This is a genomic window from Arthrobacter sp. 2RAF6 (assembly GCF_052115205.1).
Taxonomy (GTDB): Bacteria; Actinomycetota; Actinomycetes; order Actinomycetales; family Micrococcaceae; genus Arthrobacter.
Genome location: NZ_JBFRGF010000042.1, coordinates 1 through 18,951 on the forward strand (window position 1 = coordinate 1; position 18,951 = coordinate 18,951).

An 18,951-nucleotide genomic window follows, 5' to 3' on the forward strand; every position below is an offset into this window, starting at 1 on the left:
CCGCCGGGCGGCGGGTTCATCGTTCCGGGCCGCGTCCAGCCCTGCAGCGGCGAGCAGCTGGAGATAATCCAGGGTGCGGGAGAGTTCCTCCACCCCGGACGCGAACGCGACAGCCACCTGGAAACCCAGCCCTCCGACGTCGCCGGCAGCCTCGTCCGCCAGCGACCTCAGCGCCGCCACGGCCCCGTCCAAAGCGGCCTGACTGACGCCCCGATCATGCGGATCCACCAACGCCGGCCCGCCCGGGGTCACGCCCGGGACCGCGGCCAAGCGCGGACCACGGGCACTGCTGGACACTCCGAAATACCCGCGGGGCCCAAGGTCCTGCCGGGTATCGAAGTATCCGATCGCTTCCATGGAAACACTCTGCCAGGAGGCTACGACATTTAAGGCCGTCGCCCAGGGCGGGTGTCCACGCCCGCGGCTACGGGTGGCTCCGCCTCGTGCTCGCCTGATTCGCTGTGGCATCCGCACTGTCACGCAGGAGCGTCGTGGCGCCAGGGGTACTGCTTTCCCCGACAACGACGGCCAAAACGCCGAGCCCGGCGTGGGCCGCCAGAACGGCCGGCAGGGCGCTGATCTGGGCAGGGGGGCAACCGGGGCACTTCTCTCCAAGACGGGCCGCGAGCCGCTCTGCCTCTGCCAGGTTTCCAAAGTGATGAACGGCGAGCCGCGATTGCCCTAGTGGCCGGGAATTGACGTCGGCAGCAACGATTTCTTCAAGCCGGGCAACGGCTTTGGCGGCCGAACGCACCTTCTCAAGCGGTACGATCTTGCCGTCGTCGACCGCGAGGATCGGCTTGATGGACAGCATTGTGCCGAGCCAAGACGCAGCAGTGCCGATTCGGCCGCCGCGCCGGAGCTGCTCAAGGCTCGGCACGTAGAAGTAGACCTTGGTGCGGCCTAATCGCTCCTCGGCAAAGCGGCGGACTTCGGCTGCCGAACGGCCGTCTGCGCCGGCAACCAGCGCGCTTTGGACACCCATGCCTTGCGCCATTCCCACGGTGCGGGAGTCAATGACTTCGACGGGGATCGAGACGCGTTGCGCAGCCAGCCTTGCAGCGTCAGCGGTGCCGGACAGCCCTGCGGAAATGTGGATGGAGACGACGGCTTCGAAACCGCGGTCCTGGGCGGCGAGATAGGCCTGTTCGAACTGGCCGGGTGACGGTCTGGAGGTCTTCACGGACGATCCCGCCGCCAAAGCCAGCGAGAGCGTCTGGGTGATGTCGTCCTCTCCTTCGCCGTAGATCTCCTCGCCCACCAGGACGGGCATCGGCACAACGGCGAGGCGGCCGTCGGCAACGAACGCCTTGACCCATTCGGCGGGGAGCGCGGCTGCCGAGTCGGTGACGACGGCGGTACGCACCGCGACAGCTGCCGGCTCAGTTCCGGCGCGGCCCGGCGTCGTGGACTGGCGCAGGCGGGCCAAACGTTCCTTGAGCCACAACCAAGCGGGTGGTTCGCGGTCCGTCAAGGGAGCCTCCTGGAGCTGGTGGCGGCCGCCGGCAAGCGCCGGCGGCCGTTTCCCGGCTATGCCGGGACGATGTTGACCAGTTTAGGCGCGCGCACGATCACCGTACGGATGCTGCGGCCATCGAGTGCCCGCTGCACGTTTTCGCTGGCCAGGGCAAGTTCGCGCAGGGCGTCCTCACCGATGTCCGGCGAGACGTCCAAGCGGTCACGGACCTTGCCCTGTACCTGCACGACGGCCGTCACGGTGTCCTGGACAAGAAGCGAGGCATCGTGGGAGGGCCAGCCGGCGTTCGCCACGGAGGCCGGGTGGCCCAGCTGGTTCCACAGGTCCTCGGCCGTGTATGGCGCGAAGAGGCTCAGGATGATTGCGACGGCTTCGACGGCTTCACGGACGGCGGGGTCTGCGCCCCCGGCACCGGAATCGATGGTTTTGCGGGTCGCGTTGACCAGCTCCATCAACTTGGCCACCACGACGTTGAACTTGTTGTTGTCCAACAGCTCAGCGGCGTCGGCGATGGTCCTGTGGGTCACGGTGCGCAGCGCGCGGTCACCGGTTGAGACATCGACGCCGGGCTCGCTTGCGACGTCCTGGCCAAGGCGCCAGGCGCGGGCAAGGAACTTTGCGGAGCCTGACGGCGAGACATCCGCCCAGTCGACGTCGTCCTCGGGCGGGGAGGCGAAGACCATGGTCAAGCGGACGGCGTCGACGCCGAACTTGTCCAGTTGCTCGCCAAGGTCAACGCCGTTGCCGAGGGACTTGCTCATGGCCTTGCCGCCGTTGAGGACCTGCCCCTGGTTGAGCAGCGCGCTGAAGGGCTCGTCTGCGGCGAGCAGGCCCATGTCGTGGATGACCTTGGTAAAGAAGCGGGCGTAGAGCAAGTGCAGGATGGCGTGCTCGACGCCGCCCACGTACTGGCCGACCGGCATCCAGTCGTTGATCTTGGCCGGATCGAACGGTCCCTCGGTGTAATGCGGGGAAACGAAGCGCAGGAAGTACCAGGACGAGTCAACGAACGTGTCCATGGTGTCCGTGTCGCGCTGGGCAGCGCGTCCGCAGTTGGGGCACTCGACGTTGACCCATTCCAGTGCCGCGGCGAGAGGGGACGTGCCCCTAGGAGACAGCGCCTCGCCGCGCAGGTTTTCTGGCAGCCGGACAGGCAATTGATCGTCCGGCACCGGCACCTCGCCGCATTCGGCGCAGTGGATGATGGGGATCGGGGTACCCCAGAAGCGCTGGCGGCTCAGGAGCCAGTCGCGTAGGCGGAAGTTCACGAACTTCTCTCCCGTGCCCAACTTCTCCAGGATGTCGATGGCAGCGGGGATCGCCTCGGCCTTGGACAAACCATCCAGTTCGCCGGAGTTCATCAGGGTGCCCTCGCCAGCAGTCGCGATACCGGTTTCCGCCGGGTCTTCTCCCCCGGTGTTCAGGACCGGACGCACCGGCAGGTCAAAGGCGCGGGCGAAGTCGAGGTCGCGCTGGTCGTGCGCGGGCACTGCCATGATGGCGCCCGTGCCGTAGTCGGCGAGCACGTAGTCGGCTGCCCACACGGGCAGTTTTTCACCGTTGAGCGGGTTGACGGCGTAGCGGCCGGTGAACACGCCGGTCTTCTCGCGCTCAGTGGACTGGCGCTCGATGTCCGACAGGGCCTTGACCTTTTCGCGGTAGGCCATGAGGGCGTCATGCTGTTCGGGCGTGACCAGGTCCAGCGCCAGGTGCGCGTCCGCGGCGACGACGAAGAACGTTGCCCCGTACAGTGTGTCCGGGCGGGTGGTGAAGACAGTCACTTCGAGCTCGGCGCGGCCATCCGTGGCTTCGATCGCGAAACGGACGTGTGCGCCCTCGGAGCGGCCGATCCAGTTGCGCTGCATTGCCAGCACACGCTCGGGCCAGTGCCCCTGGAGCTCGGACATGTCGTTCAGCAAACGGTCGGCGTAGTCGGTGATCTTGAAGTACCACTGGTTCAGGGACTTCTTAGTGACGGGGGTCCCGCAGCGTTCGCACGCGCCGTTGACTACCTGTTCGTTGGCCAGGACGGTCAGGTCCTTCGGGCACCAGTTGACCGGGGAATCCTTGCGGTAGGCCAGCCCTCGCTCGTAGAAGCGCTTGAACAGCCACTGCGTCCAGCGGTAGTACTCCGGGTCCGAAGTGTGTAGCCGGCGGGACCAATCGGCAGAGATCGCGTAACGCTTGAACGATGCGGCCTGCGTATCGATATTGGCGTACGTCCACTCGCTGGGGTGGGCGTTGCGCTTGATGGCGGCATTCTCTGCCGGCAGGCCGAAGGAGTCCCAGCCGATGGGGTGCAGGACGTCGAAACCCTTCTGGCGGAGGTACCGCGCCACGACGTCGCCCATCGCGAAGGCCTCGGCATGGCCCATGTGAAGGTCGCCTGAAGGGTAGGGGAACATGTCCAGGACATAGCGCCGCTCGCGGGAGCCGTCGTCAACAGGGGTGAAGACTTTGAGGTCTTCCCAGACCTGCGGCCACTTGGCCTCCATCGAGGCGAAGCTGTAGACACCCTCCTCGGGCGTCTCGCCTGCCACTGTTGACTGTGCTCCGGTTTCTGTCTCCGGCTGAACGCTCACTGCTGCCCTCTTCTGTTCTTCCATGACGGTTTTGCCTCCTGCTCCGGGCCCCGGAAGGTCCCGGACACACAAAAGCCCCTCGGCAAGGAGGGGCGGCCGCTCGGTTCGCGATGCTCTAGATCGACGTATACCGGGCGGCTAGCTAAGCAGAAGGATCGCACGCATAAAGCCACCTTACCGCACCAAGCCCATGGCGTGGTTTCAAGGCGCCGTGCAGTGCCGATTGAGGTTCCGGGGACTCCCCGCCATGGTGTGGTGGGCACCGCGAAGCGGGCGGGCGGGAGTCCCCGGAACCTCTCTCAAGCGTTGAACCTACTTAACGTCCTCGTCCACCCAATCCATGGACTTGGTCACTGCCTTCTTCCACAGGCGCATCTGGCGCTCCTGCTCTTCGGCCGGAAGCTGTGGCTCCCAGCGCTTGTCCTCGCCCCAGTTTGAGCTGAGTTCGCCGAGGTCCTTCCAGAAGCCGACGGCGAGACCGGCCGCGTAGGCGGCACCCAGGGCCGTGGTTTCCACGACCTTCGGACGGACCACGGGCACGCCCAGGATGTCGGCCTGGAACTGCATGAGCGCCTCATTGGCGACCATGCCGCCGTCGACCTTCAACTCGGTCAGCGGAACGCCCGAGTCCGCGTTGACGGCGTCGAGCACTTCGCGGGTCTGGAAGGCGGTGGCCTCCAGGGCCGCGCGGGCGATGTGGCCCTTGTTGGCAAAACGGGTCAGGCCAACGATGGCGCCGCGGGCGTCGGCGCGCCAGTACGGGGCGAACAGGCCGGAGAACGCGGGCACAATGTAGACGCCGCCGTTGTCCTCGACGCCGGCCGCGAGAGTCTCCACCTCAGGAGCGGAGCTGATCAAGCCAAGGTTGTCGCGCAGCCACTGGATCAGTGAACCCGTGACGGCGATGGAGCCTTCCAGCGCGTAGTGCGGTTTGGCGTCGCCCAGCTTGTAGCCGAGCGTGGTCAGCAGGCCGTTCTTCGAGTGGACGATTTCTTCGCCGGTGTTGAAGATCAGGAAGCAACCGGTGCCGTAGGTGTTCTTGGCTTCGCCGGCCTGGAACGCCGCCTGGCCGAAGGTTGCCGCCTGCTGGTCGCCCAGGATGCCTGCGACGGGCACCTCGCGCAGCAGCTGCGAGGTGTGCACCGTTCCGTAGACCTCGGAGGAGGATTTGATGGCGGGCATCATCGACGCCGGCACGCCGAACGCGTCCAGAATGTCCTGGTCCCACTGCAAGGTGTCGAGGTCCATGAACATGGTGCGCGAGGCGTTGGTGACGTCCGTGGCGTGCACGCCTCCGTCCACGCCGCCGGTCAGGTTCCACAGGACCCAGCAGTCGGTGTTGCCGAAGATGAGGTCCCCGGCTTCAGCCTTGGCCCGCGCACCTTCAACGTTGTCCAGGATCCACTTGATCTTGGTGCCGGAGAAGTAGGTGGCCAAGGGCAGGCCGACCTTTTGCTTGAAGCGCTCGGGGCCGCCGTCCTGGGCCAGCTCGTCCACGATGGACTGTGTGCGCGTGTCCTGCCAGACGATCGCGTTGTAGATCGGCTCGCCCGTGTTCTTGTCCCATACAACGGCGGTTTCGCGCTGGTTGGTGATGCCGACGGCGGCGATGTCGTGCCGGGTCAGGTTCGCTTTGGAGAGCGCCGAGCCAATGACCTCGCGGACGTTGTCCCAGATCTCCACCGGGTTGTGTTCCACCCATCCGGCCTGGGGGAAGATCTGCTCGTGTTCCATCTGGCCGGAGGAGACAATGTTTCCAGAGTGGTCGAAAACGATGGCACGCGAGCTGGTGGTTCCCTGGTCAATGGCGATGACGTATTGCGACATTTTTTGACGTCCTTGTCTGCTTGCTTAGGTGTGGATTCGGGATAAATGTCTGAGCGGAGTACTACTTGGCGATGGTTGCCATGATCGGCACAGAGTGGGCAACGAGGCCCGCGATGGTCCCGCCGAGGAGCGGTCCGACCACCGGAACCCACGAGTATGCCCAGTCGCTGGAGCCCTTGCCCTTGATCGGCAGAATGGCGTGGGCGATGCGCGGTCCGAGGTCACGGGCCGGGTTGATGGCATAGCCCGTGGGCCCGCCGAGGGACGCGCCGATACCCACGACAAGCAATGCCACTGCGAGCGGCCCGAGGCCGGACGGAGTGCCGCCGAAGGTCAGGATCACGAAGACAAGCACAAAAGTGCCGATGATTTCGGTGACAAGGTTCCAGGGGTATGAGCGGATTGCCGGACCGGTGGAGAACACCGCGAGTTTGCTGGCTGCCAGCGGCTCGGCGTCGAAGTGCTGCTTGTGGGCGAGCCACGCGAAGATGGCGCCGAGGAAGGCGCCGGTCAGTTCTCCACCGAAGTAGGTGAACGTGGATGCCGCGCTCACGGCTACCCCTGGGGCGAACTCGGCCTTGCCGTCAACCAAGAGACCAAGCGTCACGGCCGGATTCAGGTGCGCACCGGACATAGCCGCTACGTATACGCCGGCAAATACTGCGATGCCCCAGCCAAAATTCACCATCAGGAACCCGCCGTTGTTACCCTTCGTGCCCTTGAGAGCGACGTTTGCCACAACGCCACAGCCAAGCAGGGTAAGCATGCCGGTTCCGAACACTTCGGAAAGGAAAACAATTCCGAGAGACATCTTTGACTCCTCATTTTCTTCTGTTGTCAGCCCTGCAGGTTTTGTTGGGGCCGTTGGGCCGGCGTCTGTTAGCGCCGTCCCGGTTGCGGTCTTCCCTCATGGAGCGGAACACCGCAACCCTTGTGTCCGGGCTTCTGGGCCGGAACAATCAAGCTGATGTGACGTACATTACGTTCATGCGACGAGGCTGTGAACAGTCACGCCATGAAAACGCAGAAGCACCTCCTGTGCATGCTGGATTTCGGCTTCATGCCTCGTTGCATCCCAGCCGAGCTGCGCGGTGAGGACCTCGGCGATTTCGTTCAGGAGCTCCCCGGTCACGAGGCCCCGGAAGGCCAGCGAGGTGCGGCGGATGAGGACATCCACAAGGTGCCCCACCTGTTCGTTGACGGCCATGAACTCGAGCTCCCGGACACTGAGCTCGTCCGTGGAGCGCAGCTTCCGGTCTTCGCCTGCCTTGAGGTAGGCAATGACGTCCTCGGCGCGGGTGCCGTAGCGGGTCAGCAGGCCACTGACCCGATCGGCACTGAGACCGGGAGCCATGTGCTTCTTGACCCAGTCCTGGATTCCGTCTTCGCTGTCCGGGAAGCCCCGGCCGCCTCCGATGGCGAGCTTCGCCGTCGAGGTCTTCCGCTCCATGCCCAGCTCCCGGAGGACGTCGTTGCTCAGGTGTTCGGCGAGGGCCCGGAAAGTGGTCCACTTTCCGCCGATCAATGAAAGTACGACGGCGGCCTTCCCGCCCCCGGCGGTCAAGTCACCGGCGGCCGCAGTTCCGGAGACCTTCCACTCACCTCGCTCGATGCGGTAGTCGCGGGATACGAAACCCGGCTGGGTGTCATCGTGGCGCGGAAGCGGCCGGACGCCCGCGAAGCTGTAGACGATATGGCTGCGCTCGACCTTGATGGAGGGGAAGACGTGGCCGACGAGGTCGAAGAAGTAGTCAATCTCGGCTTCGGTGCACACGGCATCCTGGGCCATGTCGGCCTCGACGTCGGTGGTGCCGACCAGGACACGGTCACCCATCGGGTAGATCAGGACGATCCGCCCGTCCGTGTGTTCGAAGAAAATCTCGCGGCCACCGCACGCTGCGAGCAATTCCGGGTGGTCCAGGACAATGTGGGAGCCCTTGGTTCCGCCCATGAAGCGGCTCGGGGCACCCATCGCCGCGTTGGTGAGGTCAACCCAGGCGCCGGTGGTGTTGACGATCACGTCCGCCTGGAAGCTGAATTCCTCGCCTGTGAGTTCATCTCGCAGCACAACAGCGCCGGCTGGGCCGGATGATTTGGCGGCGGGGTCAGTTGAGAGAAGGGAAACGTAGTTGCTGGCTCGGGCGCTGCCGCCCGGCAAGCCGCTCCCGATACCCGCCTTTTCGCCGTCCTGCAGCACATCGAGCGTCAGGCGCTCCGGGTTGTGCACAGACGCGTCAAAGTAGGTGGCCGCGTATTTGATGCCGGGGTGCAATCGCGGCAACTCAGCCAAGGCCTTCTCCTTGCCACGGAACTGATGGCGCGGGACGCTGCCGCCGTCGCGGGAGAAGAAGTCGTACATGCTCAGTCCGAGCTTGATGAGGAAGGCGCCGCGTTCTTTCGGCTTGCCTTGCTTGTGCGTGAGGAAGCGTGTGGGAGCCGAAAGTATCCCGGAGAAGGTGCTGAAGATCGGGATGGTTGTCTGCAGGGGCTTGACGTAATGGGGGGCGATCTTCAAAAGCCGGTTGCGCTCGACCACCGATTCCTGAACGAGGCGGAATTCCCCGTTCTCGAGGTAGCGGATGCCGCCGTGGATCATGTGGGATGAGGCTCCGCTGGCGCCCTGGCAGTAATCGCCGCGTTCCACGAGGGCGACGTCCACCCCTTGCAGTGCCAAATCGCGGAAGGTTCCGACGCCGTTGATGCCGCCTCCGATGATGAGCACCTGGGCTTGCGGCCGTTCGCGAAGTGCCGAAGCCGGGGTCCGACGTGGTGATCCTGCTGCGGAACCGGAATTGCTGGTGTATCCCAAAACTGCTCCCTTGGGCTTTGGTGTGTGCGCTGCATCACTTGACGTCGCACCTTGCACAACTATTCTTCGAAAGAATGGAAAATGAAATCAAGCTACTTGCACAAACGTGCAGAACGGAATTGAGATGCCACGATCACGACATTCAGAGGCCCTCCGGGCAGCACAGATGTACTACCTCCAGGACCTCACCATGGACGCCATTGCCCGCGAACTTCGGACATCGCGTTCAACGGTCTCCCGCTTGCTGTCCTCTGCCCGAGAGTCGGGACTGGTCCAGATCCAGATCCGCAGTCCACTGGATACCGCCCCTGAACTGGAGCGCATGATCCGCAACCACTACGGCGTCGATGTGCACGTGGTGCCCGTGCTGGACACCTTGAACGAGGCGGAAACCCTTGACCGGGTGGCGACGCAGGCCGCACGGACCATTGGTCCCCTGGTGGATTCCAACGCCATCATCGGGGTGGCATGGGGTGCGACCATCAGCGCTGTCAGCAGGCACCTGACGCGCAAGATCACGCACGGCAGCACTATCGTGCAGCTCAACGGCGCCGGCAACATGCAGACCACCGGCATCACCTACGCGAGCGACATCATGCGCCGTTTCGGTATCGCCTACGGTGCGCGGGTGGAACAGTTCCCGGTGCCCGCATTCTTCGACCATGCCTCGACGAAGACCGCTATGTGGAATGAGCGCAGCGTCCAGCGCGTGCTCGACCTCCAAGCCAGGATGAGCATCGCTATCTTCGGTGTCGGCTCGGTGCATTCGGACTACCCCAGCCACGTGTACGCAGGCGGCTACCTCGACGAAACAGACTTGAACCTGCTGGCCAGCTCGGACGTCGTGGGCGATGTTGCCACCGTCTTCTTCCGCGCAGACGGCTCTTCCGACGGCATCACACTCAACGAGCGGTCCACCGGCCCAAGCCATGAACAACTCAGGCAGGTCCGTCGCCGCATCTGCGTCGTCTCGGGTGCATCCAAGATCAACGGACTTCGCGGAGCACTCGAAGCGGGGCTGGCAACAGATCTGATCCTGGACGAGGCCACGGCGAAGCGCCTGGTCAGTTTCGGCAGCCCTTCCTGAATAATTGGAGGACCCTGAAACATTCCCGGCATCGAGGTAGGTAGAGTCTTGGCTATGAAACCCTCGCCTAGGCTCAGTCTGAACAACGGTGTCTTGATTGACCAATTGGGGTTCGGGCTTTACAAGGTGGCACCGGCGGACGCCACGTCTTTGGTCGCCACCGCACTCGGCGCCGGCTACAGGCACTTCGATACAGCCTCCATGTATGGCAATGAGACCGGGGTCGGCCGCGGCATCGGCAGTGCGGTCATACCCCCGCCCGGCGTGGACAGCAACACGGGAGGCTCCGGGGAGGGCACTCACGGCCTCTCCCGCGAAGACGTCTTTGTCACCACCAAGCTCTGGAACGACGACCAAGGCTACGACTCAACACTCCGCGCCTTCGATGCCTCCATGGCCAATCTTGGCCTCGACTACGTCGACCTGTACCTGATCCACTGGCCGTGCGCAGGGCGTGGATTGTTCCAGGAAAGCTATCGGGCAATGGAAACCCTGTACCGCGAAGGCCGGGTGCGCGCGATCGGAGTCTCCAACTTCCAGCCGGCCCATCTCGAAGCACTCATGCAAAGAGCCGAAGTGGTTCCGGCGGTGAACCAGATTGAACTGCACCCATGGTTGCAGCAGACCCGGCTCCGGACGCTCCACGAGCAGCTGCGCATCCGCACCGAGGCGTGGAGCCCTTTGGGCCGCGGCCAAGTCCTCCAGGATCCGGCAGTCCGGGCGCTCGCGGACAAATACGGAAAGACACCTGCGCAAATCATCATCCGCTGGCACCTCCAGCTGGGAAACATCGTCATCCCGAAAGCGAGCACCGCGGCACGGATCCAGGAGAACTTCAATGTCTTCGGCTTCGAGCTGGATGCCGACGACATGGATGGCTTGGCCGCCCTCGAACGCCATCACCGCACCGGGTCACACCCGGACAACGTCAATTAGGACCTGCCGAATGGAACAAGTGGACACCAACCACTCCCCCGAACCAGTACCAGCCTCCCCACGGGAGTTCTTCAGCAAGGCCTTGGCCGCCCGGACGAGTGCCTCAGACATCGACCTCGACGGCAGTAACGTCGCATATTGGTGCTACGAGCCTGTCAAGGTGACCGCGGACACCCGGACCATACTGGTCATCCACGGTTTCCGCGGCGACCATCACGGCCTGCTCCGCGTCGTAGACCACCTGCCGGAAATGCGGGTCATCATGCCCGACCTTCCCGGTTTTGGCAGCTCGGAGCCTTTCGCCGGAGACCCCCACACCGTGGAACGCTACGGGAAGTTCATCACCGGTTTCATGGCGGCCCTGGGCCTCGGACCTGACACGGTTCTCTTGGGGCACTCCTTCGGATCCATTGTCGCCAGCCACTTCGCCGCCGCGAACCCGGGCGCCATCCGTCCGCTGATACTGGTCAATCCCATCGCCGCTCCCGCGCTTGAGGGCCCCAAAGGGCTCATGACCAAGCTGGCAGTCCTGTACTACCAGGTCTCGGCCAAGCTCCCGCGCCGGCTGGGACTCGCCGTCTTGCGCAGCCGCCTCATTGTCCGCGTCATGAGCGCCGCGATGGCCAAGACCCGGGACAGGGAACTCCGGGCCTTTGTCCATGGCCAGCACGATGCGTACTTCTCCGCGTTCGCCGACCGCGCGAGCCTCCTGGAGTCGTTCCGGGCTTCGGTGTCCAGCCATGTGGCCGAGGTCGCCGCCCAGTTGGACCTTCCCGTGTTGTTGGTGGCTGGCGAGAAAGACGAGATCGCCCTGCTCCGGGACCAGCACAAGCTGTTGGAGATGCTGCCGGACGGCGCGCTGGAAGTGATTCCCGACGTCGGACATTTGATCCACTACGAGACACCGGCGCCGGCAGCCGCCGCCATCCGCAGCTTCCTGGAGGAACACCCCGCGTGAAAATCGTCATAGATGCCCGCTTCACCCGCACGGACCATCATGACGGGATCAGCCGCTACGGATCGAGCCTCATAGCTGCGACGTCCAAGATCGCGGATGTCACGATGCTCATCAGCGACAAGCGTCAGTTGGCGCTCCTCCCGGATGTCCCCTACGTTCACATCAGCAGCCCGCTGTCCCCCCGCGAACTGTTCGTGGCTCGCGAAGTCAATAAGCTCGGGGCCGACGTTGTGGTTTGCCCGATGCAGACCATGGGCACTTTGGGCCGCAAGTATGGACTTGTCCTGACCCTGCACGACCTCATCTACTATGAGCACCCGGCCCCTCCGGGCTTCCTTCCCGCACCGGTTCGGTTGCTTTGGCGGCTCTACCACAAGGCCTACTGGCCGCAGCGATTGCTTCTTAACCGGGCCGACATCGTTGCCACCATCAGCCACACCACCGAGTCGCTCATGGCGAAGTTCAAGTTGACCCGCCGCCCGGTCCGGATCGTGGGCAACGCGCCACAGCAGGGCCGGACGCCGCGCGATCCCGCAACCGGCGCCGAGAAATCCCTGCTCTACATGGGCTCGTTCATGCCCTACAAGAATGTGGAAACCATGATCCAGGGAATGGCCGAATTGCCCGGATTCACGCTGCACCTGCTCAGCAGGATCACCCCCCAACGCCGTGCCGAGCTGGAGCCCTTGGTCCCGCCGGGAGCGCGGGTCGAGTTCCACAACGGCGTCACGGATGCCGAATACGATTCCCTCCTGCTCCGGGCCACCGCCCTCGTCAGCCTGTCCAAAGCGGAAGGCTATGGGCTGCCCCTGGTCGAGGCGATGGCACTAGGCACTCCCGTGATCGCCAGTGACACTCCCATCTTCCGTGAGGTCGGCGGGGACGCCGTGAGCTATGTGCACCCCGAATCGCCGGGCGAATTTGCAGCGGCAGTCAAAGCCCTCGAAGATGAGGAATTGTGGCAGGCGCGCTCACGCCGCTCTGTGGAACGCGCGGCTGATTTCAATTGGGACGAATCGGCCCGCCAACTGCTGGCCGTGGCCGAAGAGATCGTTGCGATGCGCAGCCGCAAGCGGCGCTAGAGGACGTCGACGCCGTCGAGCCGCAATTGCACTGGTCCCGAGGTGCGCTTCGCCGCGCTGGCGGCTTTGACGGCCCGCATTGAACGGGTGGCAGCAACTGCTTGTGCGTAGGGAATGAATATCAGCGTCCGGACGTCCGGATCGCGTTCCTGTTCAACTGCACGCTGCGCCGACAGAGTGAGGGAGACCGGCGCGGGGCCCGCGGTGCGGAGCTGGATGGTGTCGGCCAGGCTTTCGGTGAAGTGTACGACGTCGGCCCGCTTGCCCGTCACTGACGCAATCCGTACTGCGGGCGGTAACTGGAGTTCCTGCCGTAGTGCCAGTTCGCGGGACGCGTATCCCGCCGGGTCCCAGCGCAACAGGGCACCCGTCGCGGTGGTGTCGTCGGCAGTGATGACAACGAGCCCGCCTTCATTCGCGGGCCGCACGAGGGCTGCCGCGTTGAACCATCGCCGTACGGTGTCCTCACCTGCACGCAGGTTTTCCCTGCGGAGGAGCGAATTGCCGTCCAGGAGCAGCGCCGCCGCGTATCCGCCGCTTGCGATTGGCTCAGCACCCACGGTTGCCACGACCAGTGCACGGGCATCGGATACCGTGGCCTTGACCTGGTCCCCCGAGGACGTCACGACGGCTTTGCCTGGAAAAGCCCTGCCTAGTTCTTCCGCGGTCCGCAGCACTCCGGCGGCCCCCCTGCGAAGTCGGCCTCCGCCGCAATGGCGGCAACGCCATTGCGGGGCGGGAGTGGAGCACCAACGGCACTGCGGCACAGCCGATTGGCCTGCGATTGCGAGGGGTCCCTGGCAGTTGTTGCACCTGGCGGTTTCGCGGCAATCCTCGCAGACAAGGGATGGGGCGTACCCGGCACGGGCTACCTGCACCAGGACGGGTCCGCGTTCCAGTCCCTCCTTGGCGGCCCGCCAGGCGGCGCCGGGCAAGCGTGCGATCTTTGCCAGGGGATCGCGTTCCTGCTCGAAGCTGTCAGCTGTATTGAGCACCCGGGGCGTACTGCCGCGGACCGCCGGCCGGGGGGCTTCCACCGGGACGGCCCAGCCGCCCTCAATAAGCCGCTGAAGTTCGGTGCTCCGGCTATGCGCAGCCATGAGGCACGCCGCTGATTCCTGTTCCGAACGCAAGAGCAGGACTTCCCGGGTGTGGGCGTAGGGGGCGCGCTGGTCAATGTGGAGGTCGTCGCCGTCGTCCCAGCACACCACCAGTCCCAGGTCCTGCACGGGAGCGTAAGCTGCGGAGCGGGTGCCGACTGCCACCTTTGCGGCGCCGCTGAGGAGCCGAAGGTAGCTTCGGTACCGCGGGGTCGCGCCGTCGTCGGCCGTCAACCGCGCGACGTCGCGTGCCGGCAGGACAGCGCGCAGGGCCGCTTCCATGCGGTCGAGATCACGGTAGTCGGGAACCACGATGACGGCGCCCCGCCCTGAGGAGCGGACTGCCGCCACCGCGGACGCCACAAGCCCGGGCCAGCCGGCGGTTCCAAAACCCTGTGTCGCAGTCAAGACGGCACGGGGTGAGCCACCTCCGGCCAGGTGTTGCAAGTACGACGCCCCGTTTGTGTAGGAAGCCCACGCCGCTTGGGCTTGCGAAGCGGAGCCCTGGGACGCGGAGCCCTGGGGAGCCTCGCCGTGCTCTTCCGGGGTGTCCGGCTCGTCCGGCTCGTCCAGGAGGGAACCGCCGGACAGGAGCTGCTTCTCCAGGCGCGCGACACGGGGCGGAATGGCGGTACGGAGGACATCGCTCAGCGTGCCGGCGTAGCGGGCAGCGACGCTGGAGGCAAGGCCCAGCAACGCCGGAGTCAGCACCGGGACGGCTGAGACCACCTTGAGAAGCGGAGTCAGGGCGTGTCCGGCTTCCGACGATTCCATGCGCTCCAGGACGTAGCCGTTGAGTTCCTGGCCGCTGAAGCGGACTTTGACCCGGACGCCTGCGAGAGCGGTCCCGTCCAACTCGGCCGGGACGCTGTAGTCGAAAGACCTGTCGAGATGCGGCAAGGATGATTCGATCAAGACCCGTGCCACCGGATTGTTCGCCGCGAGCGGTGGCCCGGCGATGTCGCTCCCCCGCGAAGGGAAGCCTTGCAACAAGGACGGCTGATGGGGAAGCGAAGGCGACGCCATGGCAAACGGAAGCAGTGAACCATCGCCCATGCTTGTCACCTCCCTGGAGTGCCGGATGCCTTGGGGCTATCCAAGCAGGCACCACCGACAATCAGCCCGTCAGGCGTTGAAGAATTCCTTCAGTTCGTCCACGCGGTCCAATCGTTCCCACGTGAAATCCGGCTCTTCGCGGCCGAAGTGGCCATGCGCAGCGGTCTTTGCGTAGATGGGGCGCTTGAGGTCGAGGGCGTCGATGATGGCGCGCGGACGGAGGTCGAAGATCTCCGCGATCGCTTCGCTGATCTTGGCCGGGTCAACAGTCTCGGTTCCAAAGGTTTCCACGTAGGTGCCCACCGGACGCGCCTGGCCGATCGCGTAGGCGATCTGGATTTCGGCCCGCTTGGCCAAACCTGCGGCTACGACGTTCTTCGCCACCCAGCGCATCGCGTAAGCCGCCGAACGGTCCACCTTCGACGGATCCTTGCCGGAGAAGGCGCCGCCGCCGTGGCGGGCCATGCCGCCGTAAGTGTCAACGATGATCTTGCGGCCTGTCAGCCCGGCGTCGCCGACGGGACCGCCGATGACGAAGGCGCCGGCGGGGTTCAGGATATTCGCGACGTGGGAGATGTCCAGGTTGGACACAGCCAGGACGGGGTCGATCACGTGCGAGGCAAGATCGGCGCGCAAGCGATCGAGGTGGGTTCCTTCCGCGTGCTGGCTGGAAATGACCACCGTTTCAACGGAAACCGGACGGTCGCGGTCGTATCCGACCGTCACTTGGGTCTTGCCATCAGGGCGCAAGTAGGCCAGTTCGCCGCTCTTGCGGACTTCGGTGAGACGCTCGGAGAGCCGGTGGGCGAGCCAAATGGGCGTCGGCATGTAGGAGGGGGTCTCGTCGCTCGCGTAGCCGAACATGATGCCCTGGTCACCGGCGCCCTGGAGGTCGTAGTCGTCCTCCTGGCGGCCTTCGCGTGCTTCGAGCGAATTGAAGACGCCGCCGGCGATGTCGTTGGACTGCTGTCCGATGGAGACTGACACGCCGCAACGGGCGCCGTCGAAGCCGTTGGCCGACGAGTCGTAACCGATTCCGAGGATGGTCTCGCGGACGATCTGCGGGATTTCAACATACGCATCCGTCGTGACTTCACCGGCCACATGCACCAAGCCGGTGGTGGCCATGGTTTCAACAGCCACGCGCGACTCGGGGTCTGCCGCCAGGAGCGCATCGAGGATGGCGTCGCTGATCTGGTCGCAGATCTTGTCCGGGTGCCCTTCCGTAACCGACTCTGAGGTGAAGAGCCGGAGCTTGGACGGGATGCCGTGGGATTCATGGTGCAGCGGTAAAGTCACTCGACTACCTTACTCGGTTGGGGGCGACCGGCTTCCGCCGTATGTCCCTATGCTAAGGATGGACCAGCTAAGGATTGAGGCTCATCCGGCGCCTACGTGGCCGGGTGCACTCGGCTCAGTTCCGTGCTGATGCGGTCAATGACCGCGGCGGCGACGTCGGACTTGGAACCTGCCGCCGACTGCGGCGCCGCGCCATGGCCGGAGAGAATGATCACAGAATTCTGGTCCTGGCCGAACACGCGCCCGACGCCGACCTGGTTGACCACCAAAAGGTCGCAGCCTTTGCGTTTGAGCTTGGCGGTGGCGTGCTCCAGGACGTTGCCGTCCTCGTCCCCGGTTTCGGCTGCAAATCCGACGATCAACTGGGTGGATGCCTCAGAGTCACGGCGCACCACCAGCTCATGCAGGATGTCCGGGTTTTGCACAAGGCGCACCACGGGGGCGTCGTTGCCGTTGACCTTCTTGATTTTCGTGCCTGAAACCTCGGCGGGGCGGAAATCCGCGACGGCCGCGGCCATGATCACGACGTCGGAGCCGACGGCGGCTTCCAACGCGGCGTCACGGAGCTCCAATGCGGATTCAACCTGGATCAATTCGACGCCCGCGGGTGCCTGGACGTCCATGTGGGCAGCGAGGAACTTGACATGGGCGCCTGCGTCAAGGGCCGCTGCGGCCAGCGCAACACCCTGCTTGCCGGAGGACCTGTTCCCAAGGAACCGGACTGGATCCAGGGCTTCCCGGGTGCCGCCGGCGGAAATCGTAATGGTCCTTCCGGCCAGGGGTTTCGGGCCGGCAAGCCGGGTTGAGGGCGCTGACGCGTCGACCAAAGCCATAGCGGCTGCGAAGATCGCTTCCGGCTCGGGCAGCCTGCCTGGTCCGGAATCCGCGCCTGTCAGCCGGCCGACGGCGGGTTCCAGGACGGTAATGCCCCGGCTGCGCAGTGTTTCCACATTCGCCTGGGTGGCTTGGTTGTGCCACATTTCGGTATGCATTGCGGGAGCGAAAAGCACGGGACCGTGGGCCATGAGGAGTGTATTGGTCAGCAGATCCCCTGCTTGGCCGGTTGCTGCCTTGGCCAGCAGGTCGGCAGTCGCCGGGGCGACCACGATGAGATCCGCCTCATGGCCGAGACGGACATGATTGACCTTCTCAACGTCGTCAAAGACGCTGTTGCTCACCGGGTTGCCCGAGAGGGCCTCCCACGTAGCCACGCCGACAAACCGGGTGGCTGCCTCCGTGGGAATGACCGTGACGTTGTGTCCGGCCTCAGTAAAAAGCCGGAGGAGCGATGCAACCTTGTAGGCTGCGATCCCTCCCCCGACTCCGAGGACTATGCGCACGTGACCTCCGTCAACAGGCAGTCTGTTTTACTCTGCGGGCTCGATGGGAGTGGAAACCAGCAGGCCTTCGTTGATCTCGCGCAGGGCGATGGAGAGCGACTTTTCGTTCAGCTTCGTATCGACCAGCGGGCCAACGTACTCGAAGAGGCCCTCGTGCAGCTGTGCGTAGTACGCGTTGATCTGGCGCGCGCGCTTGGCGCCGAAAATCACCAGGCCGTACTTTGAATCGGCAGCAGCAAGCAGCTCGTCGATCGGCGGGTTGATGATGCCTTCAAGGTTCGTGGACACGAATTCTCCAAATTCTAACGGGCTGACAAGTGCTAGCGCTTAGCGCCGGTGCGGGGTAAGCCCCATGAGTGAAACAAGCTCGTCCGCTGCCCGGCGTACGTCGTCATTGATGACGGTGTGGTCAAACTCCGGTTCAGCGGCAAGTTCCAGTTTAGCGGTTTCCAGCCGTCGCTGCTGTTCCTCCGGGGTTTCGGTGCCGCGCCCCACCAGGCGGCGGACCATTTCGTCCCAGCTGGGCGGAGCGAGGAACACGAAGTTGGCGTGCGGAACTGCCGCCTTGACTTGGCGGGCGCCCTGCAAATCGATCTCCAACAGCACGGACCTGCCTTCGGCGATGGCAGCGTCCACGGTGCTGCGCAGCGTGCCGTAGCGGTTCTTTCCGTGGACGACGGCCCACTCAAGCAACTGGCCGTCCTCAACAAGTGCGTCGAATTCTTCGGCGGACTTGAAGTAGTAGTGGACACCGTCCTTTTCCCCCGGCCGCGGAGCGCGGGTGGTGGCTGAAACTGACAGCCAGACCTCGGGGTAATTGTCCCGGATATATGTGGATACTGTTCCCTTGCCAACGGCAGTGGGGCCTGCGAGGACGGTCAGTCCCGGATTCTTGCTCACATCGTCCTTCGTGGAGAGGCTGCATTTCTTCTTAAACGCTGTATTTGTCTAAACGCCGTATTTGTTTAGACACTGTATTTGTCTTCCATAAAATCTATCAGCGACCGGGACTGGTGAATTCCCAAGCCCCTGAGCCTGCGTGAAGGGGCGATCCCAATTTCCGCCATGATGGCCGCGGCCCGGACCGGGCCAATACCCGGGATGGCCTCGATCAGCTCGGAAACACGCATGCGCGCGATGGCCTCGTCAGTCTGCGCCGACTTGATCAGCCGGTCAATGCTGAGTTCGCCCGACCTGAGCTGTTCCTTCGCGAGAGCCCGTCTTGCCCGGGCTCTCGCTGCCTTTTCCAAGGCATCGGAACGTTCCTCTGGCGACAGAGCCTTTAAGGTCACTGACACATCCCCCTTTGGCCGGCATCGAGTGCGTAGCGGATTGGACTGATCCCGAAGCTATCGCGTGGCCGGTGCGGAGCGCAATGCATTGGACCCACCAAGATCG

General features: G+C 64.4%; 16 protein-coding genes. 4 read left to right on the forward strand and 12 right to left on the reverse strand.

The window, feature by feature from the left end; genetic code table 11:
* From AB4Z38_RS21685 to AB4Z38_RS21710, 6 genes are all read right to left on the reverse strand, one after another.
* Positions 1 to 357: hypothetical protein (locus AB4Z38_RS21685; protein WP_441431613.1), on the reverse strand; the 357-nt coding region annotated here is incomplete at its 3' end.
* A 67-nt stretch (positions 358 to 424) separates the two neighbouring features.
* On the reverse strand, positions 425 to 1,474 hold the full coding sequence (locus tag AB4Z38_RS21690; protein ID WP_441431614.1) for a DegV family protein: 1,050 nt from the start codon (positions 1,472 to 1,474) through the stop codon (positions 425 to 427).
* A 56-nt stretch (positions 1,475 to 1,530) separates the two neighbouring features.
* Complete coding sequence (gene leuS / locus AB4Z38_RS21695) at positions 1,531 to 4,059, reverse strand: leucine--tRNA ligase (protein ID WP_441431641.1); 2,529 nt, start codon at positions 4,057 to 4,059, stop codon at positions 1,531 to 1,533.
* A gap of 312 nt (positions 4,060 to 4,371) precedes the next feature.
* Positions 4,372 to 5,886 carry a glycerol kinase GlpK gene (gene glpK / locus AB4Z38_RS21700; RefSeq protein ID WP_441431615.1) on the reverse strand — a complete coding sequence of 505 codons (1,515 nt, stop codon included), beginning with the start codon at positions 5,884 to 5,886 and terminating at the stop codon, positions 4,372 to 4,374.
* 61 nt (positions 5,887 to 5,947) lie between these two features.
* The gene (locus AB4Z38_RS21705; RefSeq protein WP_184735076.1) at positions 5,948 to 6,697 is read right to left on the reverse strand and encodes an MIP/aquaporin family protein; all 750 of its coding nucleotides are present in this window, start codon (positions 6,695 to 6,697) and stop codon (positions 5,948 to 5,950) included.
* A 174-nt stretch (positions 6,698 to 6,871) separates the two neighbouring features.
* Entirely contained in the window at positions 6,872 to 8,695 is a 1,824-nt protein-coding gene (locus AB4Z38_RS21710) for a glycerol-3-phosphate dehydrogenase/oxidase (protein ID WP_441431616.1), read from the reverse strand.
* A 124-nt stretch (positions 8,696 to 8,819) separates the two neighbouring features.
* On the opposite strand from AB4Z38_RS21710, the gene AB4Z38_RS21715 reads away from it, so the two are divergent.
* From AB4Z38_RS21715 to AB4Z38_RS21730, 4 genes are read left to right on the forward strand one after another with little or no spacing between them, the layout of a single operon-like run.
* Positions 8,820 to 9,782, forward strand: coding sequence for a sugar-binding transcriptional regulator (locus tag AB4Z38_RS21715; RefSeq protein WP_441431617.1), 963 nt, complete (start codon positions 8,820 to 8,822; stop codon positions 9,780 to 9,782).
* Between the two features lie 54 nt (positions 9,783 to 9,836).
* Positions 9,837 to 10,718, forward strand: coding sequence for an aldo/keto reductase (locus AB4Z38_RS21720; protein ID WP_441431618.1), 882 nt, complete (start codon positions 9,837 to 9,839; stop codon positions 10,716 to 10,718).
* A 10-nt stretch (positions 10,719 to 10,728) separates the two neighbouring features.
* Entirely contained in the window at positions 10,729 to 11,676 is a 948-nt protein-coding gene (locus AB4Z38_RS21725; RefSeq protein WP_441431619.1) for an alpha/beta fold hydrolase, read from the forward strand.
* Entirely contained in the window at positions 11,673 to 12,758 is a 1,086-nt protein-coding gene (locus AB4Z38_RS21730; protein ID WP_441431620.1) for a glycosyltransferase family 4 protein, read from the forward strand. Before AB4Z38_RS21725 ends, AB4Z38_RS21730 begins: the two co-directional genes overlap by 4 nt.
* Here the strand turns inward: AB4Z38_RS21730 and AB4Z38_RS21735 are convergent.
* From AB4Z38_RS21735 to mihF, 6 genes are all read right to left on the reverse strand, one after another.
* A complete protein-coding gene (locus tag AB4Z38_RS21735) occupies positions 12,755 to 14,914 on the reverse strand; it encodes a primosomal protein N' (protein ID WP_441431621.1) in 2,160 nt (719 codons plus the stop codon). The two genes, AB4Z38_RS21730 and AB4Z38_RS21735, sit on opposite strands and share 4 nt — an antisense overlap.
* 69 nt (positions 14,915 to 14,983) lie before the next feature.
* Complete coding sequence (gene metK / locus AB4Z38_RS21740; protein WP_284982275.1) at positions 14,984 to 16,213, reverse strand: methionine adenosyltransferase; 1,230 nt, start codon at positions 16,211 to 16,213, stop codon at positions 14,984 to 14,986.
* 92 nt (positions 16,214 to 16,305) lie between these two features.
* A complete protein-coding gene (gene coaBC, locus AB4Z38_RS21745; protein ID WP_441431622.1) occupies positions 16,306 to 17,553 on the reverse strand; it encodes a bifunctional phosphopantothenoylcysteine decarboxylase/phosphopantothenate--cysteine ligase CoaBC in 1,248 nt (415 codons plus the stop codon).
* A gap of 27 nt (positions 17,554 to 17,580) precedes the next feature.
* On the reverse strand, positions 17,581 to 17,841 hold the full coding sequence (gene rpoZ, locus AB4Z38_RS21750) for a DNA-directed RNA polymerase subunit omega (RefSeq protein WP_028267125.1): 261 nt from the start codon (positions 17,839 to 17,841) through the stop codon (positions 17,581 to 17,583).
* Positions 17,842 to 17,880: 39 nt separating this feature from the next.
* On the reverse strand, positions 17,881 to 18,453 hold the full coding sequence (gene gmk / locus AB4Z38_RS21755) for a guanylate kinase (RefSeq protein WP_441431623.1): 573 nt from the start codon (positions 18,451 to 18,453) through the stop codon (positions 17,881 to 17,883).
* A gap of 65 nt (positions 18,454 to 18,518) precedes the next feature.
* Positions 18,519 to 18,845 (reverse strand): integration host factor, actinobacterial type, encoded by a 327-nt coding sequence (mihF, locus tag AB4Z38_RS21760; protein WP_441431624.1) that lies wholly within the window; start codon positions 18,843 to 18,845, stop codon positions 18,519 to 18,521.
* Between the last annotated feature and the right edge of the window lie 106 nt (positions 18,846 to 18,951).

Coding starts and splice junctions, on each gene's coding strand:
- glpK (WP_441431615.1), bottom strand. CDS start 5,886: ATGTCGCAATACGTCATCGCCATTGACCAGGGAACCACCAGCTCGCGT.
- AB4Z38_RS21705 (WP_184735076.1), bottom strand. CDS start 6,697: ATGTCTCTCGGAATTGTTTTCCTTTCCGAAGTGTTCGGAACCGGCATG.
- AB4Z38_RS21715 (WP_441431617.1), top strand. CDS start 8,820: ATGCCACGATCACGACATTCAGAGGCCCTCCGGGCAGCACAGATGTAC.
- AB4Z38_RS21720 (WP_441431618.1), top strand. CDS start 9,837: ATGAAACCCTCGCCTAGGCTCAGTCTGAACAACGGTGTCTTGATTGAC.
- AB4Z38_RS21725 (WP_441431619.1), top strand. CDS start 10,729: ATGGAACAAGTGGACACCAACCACTCCCCCGAACCAGTACCAGCCTCC.
- AB4Z38_RS21735 (WP_441431621.1), bottom strand. CDS start 14,914: ATGGGCGATGGTTCACTGCTTCCGTTTGCCATGGCGTCGCCTTCGCTT.